The 14,450-nt window shown below is 54.5% G+C and carries 11 protein-coding genes; 7 read left to right on the top strand and 4 right to left on the bottom strand.

What is annotated here, in order from left to right:
- Nucleotides 1-311: 311 nt before the first annotated feature.
- Nucleotides 312-1,634: an ATP-binding protein gene (locus tag FUA23_RS09055; RefSeq protein WP_147930416.1), complete on the top strand. Its 1,323-nt coding sequence runs from the start codon at nt 312-314 to the stop codon at nt 1,632-1,634.
- A gap of 80 nt (nt 1,635-1,714) precedes the next feature.
- Nucleotides 1,715-2,968, top strand: coding sequence for a tetratricopeptide repeat protein (locus FUA23_RS09050; protein ID WP_147930415.1), 1,254 nt, complete (start codon nt 1,715-1,717; stop codon nt 2,966-2,968).
- A 48-nt stretch (nt 2,969-3,016) separates the two neighbouring features.
- Here the strand turns inward: FUA23_RS09050 and FUA23_RS09045 are convergent, their stop codons facing one another.
- Nucleotides 3,017-4,168 carry an aminotransferase class V-fold PLP-dependent enzyme gene (locus FUA23_RS09045; RefSeq protein ID WP_147930414.1) on the bottom strand — a complete coding sequence of 384 codons (1,152 nt, stop codon included), beginning with the start codon at nt 4,166-4,168 and terminating at the stop codon, nt 3,017-3,019.
- A 198-nt stretch (nt 4,169-4,366) separates the two neighbouring features.
- Here FUA23_RS09045 and FUA23_RS09040 point away from each other — a divergent pair, with 198 nt between their 5' ends.
- The 3 genes from FUA23_RS09040 (at nt 4,367) to ruvB (ending at nt 7,537) form a co-directional block, all read left to right on the top strand.
- Nucleotides 4,367-5,620 (top strand): cation:proton antiporter, encoded by a 1,254-nt coding sequence (locus FUA23_RS09040; RefSeq protein WP_147930413.1) that lies wholly within the window; start codon nt 4,367-4,369, stop codon nt 5,618-5,620.
- Between the two features lie 246 nt (nt 5,621-5,866).
- Nucleotides 5,867-6,352 (top strand): hypothetical protein, encoded by a 486-nt coding sequence (locus tag FUA23_RS09035; protein ID WP_147930412.1) that lies wholly within the window; start codon nt 5,867-5,869, stop codon nt 6,350-6,352.
- Nucleotides 6,353-6,508: 156 nt separating this feature from the next.
- Entirely contained in the window at nt 6,509-7,537 is a 1,029-nt protein-coding gene (gene ruvB, locus FUA23_RS09030; protein ID WP_147930411.1) for a Holliday junction branch migration DNA helicase RuvB, read from the top strand.
- A gap of 110 nt (nt 7,538-7,647) precedes the next feature.
- On the opposite strand, the gene FUA23_RS09025 is transcribed toward ruvB, so the two are convergent.
- Nucleotides 7,648-8,775, bottom strand: a complete 1,128-nt coding sequence (locus FUA23_RS09025) for an Mrp/NBP35 family ATP-binding protein (protein WP_246144118.1) — start codon at nt 8,773-8,775, stop codon at nt 7,648-7,650.
- A 178-nt stretch (nt 8,776-8,953) separates the two neighbouring features.
- Here FUA23_RS09025 and FUA23_RS09020 point away from each other — a divergent pair, with 178 nt between their 5' ends.
- Nucleotides 8,954-10,969 carry a bifunctional riboflavin kinase/FAD synthetase gene (locus tag FUA23_RS09020; RefSeq protein WP_147930410.1) on the top strand — a complete coding sequence of 672 codons (2,016 nt, stop codon included), beginning with the start codon at nt 8,954-8,956 and terminating at the stop codon, nt 10,967-10,969.
- Between the two features lie 86 nt (nt 10,970-11,055).
- Here FUA23_RS09020 and FUA23_RS09015 read toward each other — a convergent pair whose 3' ends face one another.
- Nucleotides 11,056-12,249: a hypothetical protein gene (locus tag FUA23_RS09015; protein ID WP_147930409.1), complete on the bottom strand. Its 1,194-nt coding sequence runs from the start codon at nt 12,247-12,249 to the stop codon at nt 11,056-11,058.
- 400 nt (nt 12,250-12,649) lie between these two features.
- The gene (locus FUA23_RS09010) at nt 12,650-12,919 is read right to left on the bottom strand and encodes a hypothetical protein (protein WP_147930408.1); all 270 of its coding nucleotides are present in this window, start codon (nt 12,917-12,919) and stop codon (nt 12,650-12,652) included.
- Between the two features lie 553 nt (nt 12,920-13,472).
- On the opposite strand from FUA23_RS09010, the gene FUA23_RS09005 reads away from it, so the two are divergent.
- Nucleotides 13,473-14,351, top strand: coding sequence for a M57 family metalloprotease (locus tag FUA23_RS09005; protein ID WP_147930407.1), 879 nt, complete (start codon nt 13,473-13,475; stop codon nt 14,349-14,351).
- The last annotated feature ends 99 nt before the right edge of the window (nt 14,352-14,450 follow it).

Raw genomic sequence — 14,450 nt, 5'->3', positions numbered from 1 at the left:
GTCACCTAACTAAAGCAACTCCCGTGCCGTGTGCCAGCTTTACCACCTCAGGTGTCAGTTTTTCCGTCGGCTGTTGGCAAACCTGACGGTATTTACCGCGCCCCCCTGCCCTTGCGTCATTTTGTCAGACGTGGGCGCGGCCGCAGGTGCCGGGCCGGTTGATAGAATAACGCTCCTGCGGCAAGCAGGTAACCGGATTAATGAGGGAAGCAAGCCGTAAGTTTGCATGGCATCTCCAGCGGGCATTCATCGGAATACATTTCCTGTGCCGGGAGAAACTTCCCTCAAGCGAAATTCGTTATTTCCCAACCATGACACCAGATAAAGAACTACAAGATCTCCGGGACGCCCTTAAAGCAAGCCCGGAAAACGCCTATATACGCCGCCTGCTTATCAACAAGCTCCGGGGTTTATCCGGTTTCGAGCGTGAACTGGAACGCGAAATCAACACCCTGATGAAGCTGGAGCCGCACGACCTGGACCTGAAACAGGCCCTCATCGAAGTCTACCATGCTCAGGACAAAAATTCAGCCTGCCTCATCATCTTCGAGGAACTCGGTCATCCGGAACTGCTCACCCCGGAAACCCGCCTGATCATTGCCCGCTGCTACCTTAAAGACAACGATCTCGAGCGCGCGGGAATGCTTTACCGCAGTGCGATTGAAGACAACATCCTTCTTGCCGATAACGAGCTCGACCAGGCCTTCCGCCAACCTTCCACGTTTGAAGCCGACGATTTCAACTTCGAATTTGAGGACGACGATGAAGACGAGCGCTTGCTCAGCAAGCCCAATATGGACTTCAGCGATGTTGGTGGGATGGAAACCGTAAAACGGGAGATCGACCTTAAGATCATCCAACCTTTGCAACACGCAGAGCTCTACCGCAGCTACGGCAAAAAAGTAGGAGGAGGAATCCTTTTGTACGGCCCCCCGGGTTGTGGGAAAACGTTCATCGCCCGCGCTACCGCCGGGCAAATAGATGCCAATTTCATCAGCGTTGGCCTCAACGACATTCTGGACATGTGGGTTGGGAACAGCGAGAAACAACTGGCCAGCTACTTCGACCTCGCCCGCGAGAAGAAGCCGTGCGTTCTGTTCTTCGACGAAGTCGACGCCCTTGGCGCTAAGCGTTCGGACATGAAGCAAAGCGCAGGCCGCAACGTAATCAACCAGTTCCTTTCCGAACTGGACGGCATCAGTTCCAACAACGATGGCTTGCTCATCATTGGCGCAACCAACGTACCCTGGCACCTGGACACGGCCTTTCGCCGGCCCGGCCGTTTCGACCGGATCATCTTCGTTCCGCCGCCCGACGCAGCTGGCCGTGAGGCCATCCTGAAACTCAAGGTTGCCGACAAGCCAAACGAGAAAATTGATTTCGCCAAGGTAGCCAAGCGGACCAAAGACTTTTCGGGAGCAGATCTTAACGCTGTCGTCGATATTGCAGTAGAAGGTATCCTCGAAGAAGCCATCAAAACCGGAGTTCCCCGCCCCATCACAACAAAAGACCTCCTGCGGGGAGCCGACCAGCATCGTCCTTCCACTGCGGAGTGGTTCACGACCGCAAAGAATTACGCTATGTTTGCCAATAAAGGAGGGTTGTACGATGACATCCTCAAGTATTTAAAGTAACCGAAGGGGCTCGCCCCGTCCCCACCCCTGCACCTGCGGCCCCGCCCCTTACCTCCCTCGTTCCCCTTTTACTCTCCTCCATGCAACTAAACGCCCTGATCGAACGCCTCCACCTCCTCCAGTCCCAGGCCCGCTGGCCGGAGAGCAAGACGCTGCTGGAGACCTACCTGGCTGACCATCCGGACGAGCCCATCGCGCAGTTGTACTACGTAAACACACTCTCTAACATGGGGGAAAAGGAGCGCGCCCGGGAACTGGTCGGTCCGCTACTAAGTGAGCACCCCGACAACCCGATGGTGCTCCGCCTGGCCGCTATTATTGAACTGAACGACGGCAAACCGAAGATTGCCGAGCAGTTTGCCGGCCAGCTGATGGAAATGGACGCCGAAGACGACGATGCTTATACCCTGATGGCAAAAGCCAAGCTGGACCAGCGCAATTACGATGCGGCACTCCACTACGTTGACGAAGCACTCGCCGTAAACCCTCAGAACACCGAGGCGCTTAACATGAAGATTTACATCGGTGGTTTTCTTGGGAAAACCGATACCGACGACACCATCTCGGAGGCGCTGCACATCAACCCCGAAGACAGTTCGACCATCGCCAACCACGGATACCAGCTCCTGCGGAACGGCAAGGTAGACGAAGCGCTGGAGCGCCTCAAGTACGCCCTCAGCCTGAACCCTACCGACCAACTCGCCCGCTTCGCCATGCTGGAAGCGCTGAAGGCAAGGTTCTGGCCCTATCGGATGTACTTCAAGTACCAGGAGGCCATGTCGAAACTCTCCGGCGGAGCGAGTTTTGGCATCATGATCGGCCTGTGGTTCGGAGTGAACTTCCTCAACCGCCAGGCAGTCTCCAACCCCGAGTACGCTCCGTACATCATGCCGCTGGTTTACATCATGGTCTTCCTTTTTCTGCTGACCTGGATCATTGACCCGCTGATGAACTTTTACCTGCTGACCAATAAGTACGGCCGGCTGTTGCTCGACAAAGACGATAAACTCATGGCGAGCCTTGTTGGTGGATCGCTGGGGCTTGCCCTGCTATCGGGCATCGCCTGGCTCGCGACTGGTTTCTCCACCTTTCAGCTGTTCGCCGCAGCGTTCGTGATGCTGACCATCCCGCTGGGCAGCTTCTTGCGGCCGAAACGCAAACAACCACGGCTCCTCCTGACCATATATACAGCCGCTTTGGTGGGCTTTGCGCTGATTGGGATCCCTGCCGGTTCATCGCTGCTCATCAATCTGGCGCTTTTCGGCTTGCTTGCCTACCAGTTCATCATCAACGGAATGATGGCCCGGGAGCACGGCCGGACGTTCGGAGAGTAAGCCCTTTGGCTTCAGACTATTTTAGCCACCAGAAGCAAGGATTACGGTTTATTTGACTGCCTTGAAGAACGCTCCGGCAAGTTCGGCGAGCTCTTCGGGTAGGTTATAACAACCCGGAGAAACCCTGATGGCGTCGCCCCGGTAGCTGAGTGAAAGTCCGCGTCGTTCGAATTCAGCGGACAATACATCCCGATCGAAATCGTCGGTGAGCTTTAGCCCGACGAGGTGATGTGCCCGCTCCTCCGGCAGTTCAATGCCTACGTTCGCTAGTATTGGCGCTACTCCACTCCACAACTCGTTGCAGTACGCCTGAATGTTTTCCGCTCCCCACGCGTTGACCTGCTTCAGGCCTTCGAGCTGCATAGGCATCATGATGAAGTTAGATTGTTGCCCCACGCAGTAGCGACCGGCCAGTGGCCGGTATTCTTCGCGGTAATTGACGAGGTTACGAAAGTCCTCGCTCCCGGCGCGGTTGATCCAGTTTTCCTCCAGCGGAGTGCCGCCGTCCATCCGCTCGCCGAAGTAGGCGTAGCCACAACCGTAGGGGCCCATCAGCCATTTGTAACCGCCGGCGCAGAGCACGTCGGGTTTAAGGGCGGAGACATCGGTGGGAAAGGCTCCGACCGATTGCGTTGCGTCGATGATGAGCCAGGCGTCGACATCGTTCGTGCGGTCGCGGATCGCCGCTAGGTCAAACAAGCTGCCATCCGCCCAGTGCACCTGAGCGATGGCTACGGCGGCTGTTTTGTGATCGATGGCCGCAAGCACACGGTCAGACCAACTATCCGTTGCGCCCGGCTCGGGCCGGGCAACGACCCGAAGTTCGGCGCCCACTTCCTTGCAGCGCTCCAACCAGGAATAGTAGTTACTGGGGAACTGATCTTCGGCGACGATGATGTTCTGCCCCTGTTGCAGGGGCAGGTTTTTGGCAGCCGTAGCGATACCGTAGCTGGTGGACGGCAGCACCGCAATGCGATCGGGCTCGGCGCAATTGATCAGTTGGGCAAATTCCGCTTTCACCAGACTTACCGTCTCGAAGAAGGCAGGGATTGGCATTCCGGCGTTTTCCTCGCGCCACCAGATGGCGTGTCTTGCCGCGGCGGCAAGTGCTTTCAACTGAGGAGACCGGCTGGCACCGTTCAGGTAGCCGGAAACCGCTTTTTCGGGGAAAAGAAATCGTTGATTTGTGAGTTGTGTCATGATAAGGAGCCTGAGCTATTCCGGGTAATATCGTTAAAATGAACCAATGTAGAAAAATAGAGGTTTGAACTCGTGTGTAACAAGATGCACAACGAAAACGTAGGGACAGGGCCCCACGCTACAAGAAACGGACCTAAGCAATACATACAATTGCGGCAGATCGGGATATTCCTGTTGCCTTTACTTTAAGCAAAAAAATTGACTACTCACTTAGCGTTGATCTTACTCGCCGGCCTCGCCCTGATGGGAACCTTCCTGCTTCCGGGCCTCCTCCGCAATCGGCTGCTCAGCCTGCCGATCATTTACGTGTCGTTCGGCTTTCTTGTCTTCAACCTGCCGCTTGAGCTCCCGCTCATGAACCCGGAGGACAAACAGCTTGATCGTCAGTTCATGGAATATTTCACCGAGTTGATCGTCATCATCTCCCTGGCCGGAACGGGCTTAAAGATGAGGCGTTCGCCCGGATGGAAATCCTGGGCCAGCGGCGCTTACCTGTTGGGAATAGCCATGCCGATTACAATTGCAGCCATTGCAGTGATCGCCTGGGGTTGGATCGGGCTGGCTCCCGCTTCGGCCATTTTACTGGGCGCCGTAATGGCGCCGACCGACCCTGTTTTAGCCGCCAACGTACAGGTTGGACCACCAAAAGACGACGGTGCCGACGACGAGGTACGCTTCGGTCTCACGCTTGAAGCGGGACTGAACGACGGGCTGGCTTTTCCCTTCGTCTATCTGGCCATAGCACTCGTTACCGCAACCGACATAACGAGCTCGCTGACCACCTGGGCCTGGTGGGATTTTGGCTACCGGATAGTAGTCGGCACCCTGGTCGGCTACGTAATGGGAAAAGCATTGCTGAAATTATTCTCTTACTTCAGGAACCACATGGCCGCCAGGTACGACACGGAAGTAGAAGCTGGATTCTTCATTCTCGCGTCGGTACTGCTGACGTATGCCTGTGCTGAAGTAGTGGAGGGCTATGGTTTCCTGGCTGTCTTCGTCGCTGCTGCCACCAGCGTGCAGCAAAAAGAATCGGACGTTAAAGCCCAGCAGGCGAGCTACGAAGCCATCGATCAGGTAGAACAGGCAGCGTTAGGATTCTTCCTCATCGCCTTCGGAGGTATCATTGCGACCGGAGGACTTTCGGACCTGACCTGGCAGGGTACGCTGCTGGGCATCGTGATTATACTGGTCATCCGGCCACTGAGTGGCCTCATCGCCTTCATCCCCAGTAAGCTGAACCCGGTGGAAAAAGTAGCCATCAGCTACTTTGGCATCCGGGGAGTTGGCTCGTTGTACTATCTGGCCTACGCCCACAACAGCGACAATTTCCCCGAAATTGATACCGTATGGAGTATCGTGAATTTCACCATCCTGGTTTCTATTTTCCTGCATGGCCTCAGCGTCAAGCCCGTGCTCAACTGGGTCGACCGGAAAATGGGCAGGGTGTGAAATGAGCAGGCGCGGCCGGCAGGTGCAAAGTATGTTGCCCGGCACAGACTGAAGTAACGGCGGGTTGTGCTGCGGGGCAGATTCTCCCCCGCCCTTTTCGTTCAATCAGGTTCCCGACCAAAACACCAGGAGATCTTGCCGTTAAACCGTACCCTGCACCTGCGATTAGCGCCCAAAGAATCTATTTCCTGAAACAATTGCCCTTCAAATAAGTAACTTTGCGGTTTCTGATAAAAAAGCCGCAAAATGAAATCCCCTCTCGACCAGTTGATTCCCGAAAGCCGCATCTGGATTTATGGCTCGGAGCGTGCCCTCACGGATGCCGAAACAACGACCATAAAAGCCCGACTGCAGGAATTTGTAGCTGGCTGGGTAAGCCACCGCCGCGAACTCAAAGCCGCCGCCGACGTACTGCACAACCGCTTTTTAGTAGTAGGAGTAGATGAAAGCCAGGCCGAAGCATCCGGTTGCTCTATCGATGGGTCCGTTCGTTTCATTCAGGAACTGGGCGCTGAACTCGGGATAGACTTTTTCAACCGCATGCGCTTCAGCTACCGCGACGGAAACGGGAACATCCACACTGTTGGCCGCGAGGAATTCAAGGAACTCTACAAAAATGGCAGCCTCGAAAACGATACGATCGTCTTCGATCCGCTCGTTAAAGAACTCGGCGAATTACGCCAGATTTTCGAACGCCCACTGGAAGACAGCTGGCACTCCCGGATGGTGTAATACATTCTGCACAAGCCGGTCAGCGCCCAGCACCCCCGGATATGTTTAAGTCACGCCTCCAATTGTTGTCGGGTACCAGGTACAGCTTCGCGCCCCTCCAACAAAACAATTAGCGTCATATTTCAAGCTCCCCAAACATTTAGTACATTTGCGACTATGAACGAGCACCTCGATCCTAACGCTGAAAGATTGCAACCGGAAGACAACGCCATGGAGCGGGCCCTGCGCCCCGACTCGCTGGACGACTTCAGCGGTCAACCCAAGATCGTTGAGAACCTGAAGATTTTTATTCAGGCCGCCGTTCAGCGGGGCGACAGCCTCGACCACGTTCTGCTGCACGGCCCTCCGGGCCTCGGTAAAACAACCCTGAGTCACATCATCGCTAATGAACTCGGAGCCGAACTGAAGCTTACCTCCGGTCCGGTGCTCGAAAAAGCGGGTGACCTTGCCGGCCTGTTGACCAATCTTAACGAAGGCGACGTCCTCTTCATCGACGAGATCCACCGTCTCAATAACGTCGTGGAAGAGTACCTCTACTCCGCAATGGAGGATTACCGGATCGACATCATGATCGACAGCGGGCCAAACGCCCGCTCGGTTCAGATCAGCCTCGAGCCCTTCACCCTCGTTGGGGCAACCACCCGTATGGGGCTCCTCACCGCGCCCATGCGGGCGCGCTTTGGCATTAACTGTCTGCTTGATTATTACGATGTGCCTACGCTGGTGAAGATCATCAAACGAAGTTGCCAGATCATGGACGTGCCCGTTACCGAAGACGGCGCAATCGAAATTGCCCGGCGCAGCCGGGGCACCCCCCGTATCGCCAACGCACTGCTCCGTCGGATCCGCGATTTCGCTCAAATCAAAGGAAACGGGACCATCGACAAAAAGATCGCAGATTACGGGCTCTCCGCCCTCAACGTCGACGAAGGCGGCCTCGACGAAATGGACAACAAAATCCTGGACGCCATCATCAATAAGTTCAAAGGTGGCCCCGTCGGTGTGTCCACCATCGCTACGGCGGTAGGTGAGGATACTGGCACCATCGAAGAGGTCCATGAGCCTTTCCTGATTATGGAAGGCTACCTGCAGCGTACGCCCCGTGGCCGGCAGGCGACGGAGAAGGCTTACCACCACATTGGCGCTACGCCTCCGGGGGCAGCCGGGACGTTGTTTGAGTTTTAGCAGAAGGCATACTTGCTTGTAATTCAAGCAATTCCCTTCGTGCACCGACAGTGCGGAATGGCTAACTTTAAGAACCTGTTGCCCCCATCGGGCAATAGCCTGTCTTAATTTCAGGACTTCACCTCCACCACTTTAGTCTGTTCCATCATCTCGTTGCGCAGCGCAGTCTGCCGGGCAACGTTTTTAGCCACATTGAGCCAGGCTTCCCGGGTAACTTCGTCCTCTTTATTGAGGAACGCTGGCTTGCCGTCGTCGCCGCCTTCACGGATGCCCTGCACGAGCGGGATCTGACCGAGCAGCATCGAATTCGATTTCCGGGCAAGGCTCTTGCCACCGTCTTTACCGAAGAGGTAGTACTTATTGTCGGGCAGTTCTTTGGGCGTAAACCATGACATATTTTCGACGACGCCAAGAACGGGCACCTGAACGTCGGGCAGGAAGAACATATTCATTGCCTTGATGGCATCGGCTAAAGCAACTTGCTGGGGCGTAGTCACCAGGACGACACCGGTAACCGAAACCGTTTGCACGAGTGAAAGCTGTACATCGCCCGTCCCCGGAGGTAGATCGATGATGAGGTAATCCAGCGGCGGCCAGACACATTCTTCGAGGAACTGCTTGATGATTCCGCTCAGGCGGGGGCCACGCAGCACCACTGCCTGCTCCGGCTCGACGACGAAGCCCGTACTCATAACGGGAATACCGTAGGCAAAAAGCGGTTTGATTTTTGGTTTGCCATAAACCTTTTCCACCTTTGGCTTCTGCCCCTGAAGACCCAGCATAGTAGGCGCGCTGGGGCCGTAGACGTCGGCATCGAGAAGGCCAACGGCACCGCCAAGTTCCTGGAGGGCAAGGGCAAGGTTGACGGAAACAGTACTCTTCCCTACCCCACCTTTGCCACTGGCAACTGCGATGATGTTTTTTACGTGGGGCAGCGGATTGCCCTTTTGAGGTCCGCCACCGCCCTTGGCCTGGGGCGTAGCTCCCGGGTTCTGCATATGGACGTGCACGTTCGCTTCGGGGTAAACGCCCAGAATAGCCTCCTGACAAGCAAAATTCAGCTGTTGCTTGTAGTCGGCATCCAGTTTAGGCAACTGAAGCGTAAAAGATACATTAGGGGCTTCCACCTTCAGGTGCAATACCATATTGGCGGTAATCAGGTCCTGGCCGGTGTTGGGGTCCTGGACTGTGGCCAGGGCGCGTACGATTTTGCTTTCTTCCATCGTGGGAGCAAACATTATTGAGCAGCTTATGGTTTCGTGGCGCGGACGCAGGATGCAAAGAATTGGTTTTTGGGGCATGAATCAGCCGCTATGCGAACCTTTGCTCCTACGTTCTTACCTTGCACCCGCGTTTTCGCCCCTGCCTACTCCGGAAGCAGGGATGATATTGAAGATTGCTTTTGCCCCAACACGAATGAAAGTCCACTACCAGTTAGAAAATTTACCCCGTTTCAGGCGAGCGATCATCACGATCGGAAGCTTCGATGGCGTACACAAGGGCCACCAACAACTTCTGGCCCGCATCCGCCGGCTGGCAGAACGAAGAGGTGGTGAATCGGTAGTAATTACCTTCGACCCACACCCACGTTCTGTTCTCCGCCCCGAAGACGACACGCTTCGCTTGCTGACCACCACGCCCGAGAAAGCGGCTTGCTGCGAAGCCGCCGGCATCGATCACCTCGTCGTCGTTCCTTTTACAAAAGAGTTCAGTCGGCAAACCCCGGAAGATTACATCCGCAATTTTTTGGTCAAACACTTCAGTCCTGAACGTATCGTCATCGGTTACGATCACCGTTTCGGTAAAGACCGTAAGGGTGACCTCGCTTATTTGCGGCACCATGGTAAGGAACTCGGCTACGAAGTAATCGAGATTGACGCTCAGGAAGTGAACGACATAACGGTGAGCTCCACTAAGGTCCGCAACGCCCTGCTCAACGGCAGGGTAAAAGAAGCCGAAACCCTGCTCGGTAAGCCGTATGAAATAACCGGCACCGTCGTCGAAGGCAAGAAGATCGGACGGACCATCGGCTTCCCGACCGCCAATATCAAACCTTTCCACCGCCTTAAACTCATCCCTCAAAACGGCATCTATGCCGTTCGGGCAAAATGGTTGAACCGCGAACTGGAAGGAATGCTCTACATCGGAGACCGCCCCAGCCTTAACGATGGTCGCGGAGTCGTGATTGAACTCAACATCTTCGATTTTGACGAAGACATCTACGGACAGGCCATCACCGTTATTTTTGTAGACCATCTGCGCGGCGACAAAGAGCTCGCGAGCCTCGAAGACTTGCAGGCCCAACTGGCAATGGATGAAATTGCTGCCCGCCAGGCCCTGGCTGCACCTGCAGAAGTCCCCGATCCGAGCCTGAACTACGCGCCGGACACCGCCGTGGTTATCCTCAATTATAACGGACGAAGCTATCTCGAAGAGTACCTCCCGACCGTCATCACCAGTCTGCCGCCCTACGCCAGGGTGATTGTTGCCGACAACCTCAGTACCGATGATTCTGTCGAATGGATGAAGACAAACCATCCCGGCGTAGAACTGATCGAATTGCCCGAAAACTACGGGTTTGCCAATGGCTACAACATGGCCATGATGCAGGTCAAGGCGGATATTTACGTCCTCCTAAACAGCGACGTTCGGGTTGCTCCCGATTGGATCACGACCATCACTCGCCTCTTTCAGGATGAAACGATCGGGGCCATACAGCCCAAGGTTCTCGCCGAAGCGGACCACAATCGTTTTGAGTACGCCGGCGCAGCCGGCGGCTATCTCGACTACCTGGGTTACCCTTTCTGCCGGGGCCGCATCTTCACCCATACCGAACGGGACGAAGGACAATATGATGGCCGCAAAGAGATCTTCTGGGCTACCGGAGCAGCTTTCTTCTGCCGGGCCGATCTCTTCCACTCTTTGGGCGGTTTCGAACCGGAGTATTTCGCCCACGCCGAAGAAATCGACCTCTGCTGGCGGATGAAACGCGCCGGGTATAAGATCATGGTCGAGCCTTCCTCGGTGGTCTATCACGTTGGCGGCGGGACGCTCAATTACAATACCCCCCGGAAGACTTACCTCAACTTCCGCAATACGCTGACAACGAGTTTCAAGAACGAACCTTTCAGCCGCCTCGTGTGGTGGCTTCCTGTCCGGATGATCCTCGATGGCGTTGCCGGAGGGCTGTTCCTGACCCAGGGAAACTTCGCTCATATCGGCTCCATATTTTGGGCGCATATGCATTTCTATAAAAACCTGGGCCTCTGGATAAACAGACGGAAGGAACGCAAAGCCCAGATTCTTGCCGCAAAGATCGGGAAAGACCGTACAGAAGTCGGGCGCGTTGCCGACAGTATCATCCTGCATTATTACCTGCTCGGCCACCGCCGGTTTGCACAGATTTTCCGGGAGCAAATCAAGGAAGGGTAAACGCGTTACCTACAACTATGCCATCATCATGCTCAGGCATGATTACTCCGGTCGCGCTGCTGAGCTTGCTTTTCTGCGCCAAGAACTCAGATCACCCTCGAACTGCGCTCAAGCCGCTCTGTCAGGCGGGGCTTAAGGACGTCGGCAGCCTCCAGAATCAAAGATTCATCCGAAGGAAACTGAACGGGCTGGTTGCCAAGATAGCGCCGGGTATCCCGGCTAAGCGCACGGCGATCTCCCCGGAAAGTGCTCGCATAGTTTTCGAAAACTGCTTCTGCGGTCAGTTCGTCGCGGTCGACAACACGCTGGCTGCGCAGGTCAAAGAGTTCGAGGCTACCGGATACCAGCGCGGTTTTGGTCTGGAGGACCTCCAGTACATCGGCACGAACGACAACGAGGCGGGGACGGGTTATGTCATTCCCCAGGGTGTCCTTAGCCACGTTCCCGTTGGCATCGAGGACGTATTCAGTGCCATCGGTGATTTCCTTCTCGTCGGTATATGCGCGCTCGTTGACCCGCTCGGGGCTCACCTGGATGTTATCGATCACGATGCGCGCGGTGTAGTCGTACTCCTTGCCGGCAACTGGCGTGAAGTCGTAGAACCTCCAGTTATCGTCCAGTACCGGTCCTTCGGGGCGCAGCAATTCATGTTCGAAGTTACGGGGCAGATATCCGCCGGTTTCGTTGACCATTTGTACCGCGACGAAGACCTTACCCAGTTCGCGGGCCTCGGCCCGCAGGGCATCGGTATCGCGGTAGTTGGCACGGTATTCCTCCACCCTGCCAAAAGCGACGAAAGCCTTTCTGCCGGCGGATTTATTGCCGATGCGGGCTTCTGACAGCAGATTCAGCGCCTCGGTATAGTATTGCTGAGCGGCCTTTTCTTCGGCTTCGGAGATTAGTCCGTCCAGGCGGGCGAAACGGAATTCGGCCTGGTAACCATTTTTGTCTACCAAAGGAAGCAAAGGAGTGAGAGCATCCTGGCGGCGCTGGATATTGTCGTATACAGAAGCAATTTCGGCCCAGTTGGGGTTGCCCGATACCGTCATGCGGCGGGCGCGCTCCATATCCTGAGCGATCATTTTATTGAAAGCGGTCTCGAGGGCCAGTACGAATTTCGGATTTTTCTTTTGCTTACCGGTCAGGCGGTTTTGGGCCAGCCGCACGGCTTCTTCGTAGTGTCCGCTTTCGACAAGCTTCTCCACCGATCCGCAGGAAGTGACCAGCAGCGCAAGTAAAGCGAAGCAAAAAAAGATGGGGGTTTGAATCAGGCGTGTCATAACTAGATAATTAATCAGGTGATGCATGATCACCTTTCTTACTGCTAAACACGGCTTTTTCTCCCTTCCGGTTGCTTACGGTCGGGTTAAGAAGAATTAAGATTTGTTAAGACGGGACGACAGCGATGGGCACCTTTCGGCTAATGACGAGGCGAGCACGCAGGTGCAAAGCGCGGAATTTCAGGCCTGGGGAACGGTCTGATTATTCCCTTCCTTGCACCTGCGTACGCGCCGTATGATCTATCAACCTGGCCTACTATTGCATACTACTGGACATTTCGCTTCGCGGCTTCTTCGAGGTTTGGTTCCCTCTCCGCTGAGCCTTAGGCGAAGCTTGCTGGAGAGGGCGGAGGGTGAGGTGGAAAACCAAAAATGTCCAGTTGCATACTACTATTGTTGTTTATCTCCGGCTGCGCGCGCCACCTCCGATGAGGCCAAGGTCGAGCAAGACCGCAACGACCATTCCAATGGTGGGAATCATCGTCCAGTCTCCTCCGTAAAAGTATTGAACGATACCGTACCAAAGTAAAGTGATCGGTAAAAACAGGAACCCGAGAATCGGGAGGAGGTAGCCATCGAAAGCGTCACGGAACCACCCGGTAAAAAAGAAAAGAAACACAATAACGATGCGCGGAAAAAACACACCAAGCAGAAGCAACAGAATAGGCATAACTCTGGGGTTGAAGTGAAACGAAATTGAATCGGAGTAATAACCCCGATTATTCCACGTACGTTCACAATTACCTGCAAGTTTACAGCACTCTGTTGAAAACCATCGATTTACGACTCCCAAGGCTAGCAAATGGCGCAGCAAATGCCCACACCCCTGAAAAGAATGATGTTCTGCCGTACCCCGAAAGCCAGACATAAACGAACAACTAGCAAGCTAATACCCGAAGAACGGGTGCCATAAAAAGATTTTAGCAAAATACTTGCAATTTATATATTTCTTTATATCTTGCCAATCACGAGCCGCTTAATTACACTACCCAAAGCGTTGCTCGGCTATTTCCTACCCACTTCATTGACTAGCTCATACCAAGAGAACAAACCAACAATTCCTAAATAAAAATACTAATCTAGTAATCAATTACCGGCATCGTTGACCGGAGGGTTGATTGTATTGCACCGTCAGGAAGGCGCCGTCCTGATGAATGGTAGTACTATGCCCTTACCTACGGAAACCGGGGTTTCACATACTTGTTTTTTCAAACCATTTAATCATGAAATTCACATCATTTGCGATGGCCGCCTGCGGCCTCTTCGCCCTCTCGAGCTGTACCACAGACAATGCGATCACCGAACAGCTCGCTCCTACCACCGACCTTGCTTTCATCGTTGACGTCAACGAAGACGGCAATACAAATATGCCTGCCTACGAATTCGGCGATGCCATCGCGGAGCACGTTGAAGGCCATTCACTCGACTTCACTTCTATGGAGAAAGTCACGGAGACTCGTCCGGACGGAACTACAGAAACCATGTGGCGCCTCGACGGAGACGTTGACGTAACTGAAGAGCAACTCCGCGAGCTTCAGAGCATGGACGCCAACGGAGAGAAGCAATACCGCACGAACAACCTTGTTTCGGACAACTACATTACAGTTGTTGGCTACACCGGAAGCGGCTACAACCTTACCAGCAAAATGCGGACAGCGCTTCAGTGGGCAGTAAACAACTACAATGCATTGAACACGAACAAGACCTTCAGTCTCAGTTTTGCGGCGAGCACCAATGCCGACATTGTAGTGTACCGTAACGTAAGCAACAACGGTGCTGGTGGTGTGGCAGGTTTCCCGAGTGGAGGCCAGCCTTACAAGTGGGTCCAGATTTACAACGGCATGGAGAACTACAACACCAACACCAACGAGCACGTGATGACACACGAGATCGGACACTGTATGGGTTTACGCCATACGGATTGGTTCAGCCGTCAGTCTTGCGGTCAGTCGGGCGAAAGCGCTGGCTCCGATGGTGCGGTTCACATTCCGGGTACGCCAACCGGCTACGACGCTAACTCAATCATGCTCGCGTGCTTCAGTTCTAACGAAGATGGCGAGTTCGGTTACTACGACCGGGTAGCACTGGAATACATCTACTAGCAGGTTGCGATTCAGCACCAAATTATTTTTACGTAAAAATTTACCCGCTCCAGCTCAGGCTGGGGCGGGTTTTTACGTTATTGGGCCAAGTTGTAAAAG

The sequence above is a fragment of the Neolewinella aurantiaca genome, from assembly GCF_008014675.1.
In the GTDB taxonomy this organism is placed as follows: Bacteria; Bacteroidota; Bacteroidia; order Chitinophagales; family Saprospiraceae; genus Neolewinella; species Neolewinella aurantiaca.
The sequence above is the reverse complement of the archived record's forward strand: the minus strand, read 5'-3'. Positions and strand labels throughout refer to the sequence as shown.

Bases quoted from the DNA above. Each gene is read 5' to 3' on its own strand.
- FUA23_RS09055 (WP_147930416.1), top strand. From the start codon at position 312: ATGACACCAGATAAAGAACTACAAGATCTCCGGGACGCCCTTAAAGCA.
- FUA23_RS09050 (WP_147930415.1), top strand. From the start codon at position 1,715: ATGCAACTAAACGCCCTGATCGAACGCCTCCACCTCCTCCAGTCCCAG.
- FUA23_RS09045 (WP_147930414.1), bottom strand. From the start codon at position 4,168: ATGACACAACTCACAAATCAACGATTTCTTTTCCCCGAAAAAGCGGTT.
- FUA23_RS09035 (WP_147930412.1), top strand. From the start codon at position 5,867: ATGAAATCCCCTCTCGACCAGTTGATTCCCGAAAGCCGCATCTGGATT.
- ruvB (WP_147930411.1), top strand. From the start codon at position 6,509: ATGAACGAGCACCTCGATCCTAACGCTGAAAGATTGCAACCGGAAGAC.
- FUA23_RS09025 (WP_246144118.1), bottom strand. From the start codon at position 8,775: ATGTTTGCTCCCACGATGGAAGAAAGCAAAATCGTACGCGCCCTGGCC.
- FUA23_RS09020 (WP_147930410.1), top strand. From the start codon at position 8,954: ATGAAAGTCCACTACCAGTTAGAAAATTTACCCCGTTTCAGGCGAGCG.
- FUA23_RS09015 (WP_147930409.1), bottom strand. From the start codon at position 12,249: ATGACACGCCTGATTCAAACCCCCATCTTTTTTTGCTTCGCTTTACTT.
- FUA23_RS09010 (WP_147930408.1), bottom strand. From the start codon at position 12,919: ATGCCTATTCTGTTGCTTCTGCTTGGTGTGTTTTTTCCGCGCATCGTT.
- FUA23_RS09005 (WP_147930407.1), top strand. From the start codon at position 13,473: ATGAAATTCACATCATTTGCGATGGCCGCCTGCGGCCTCTTCGCCCTC.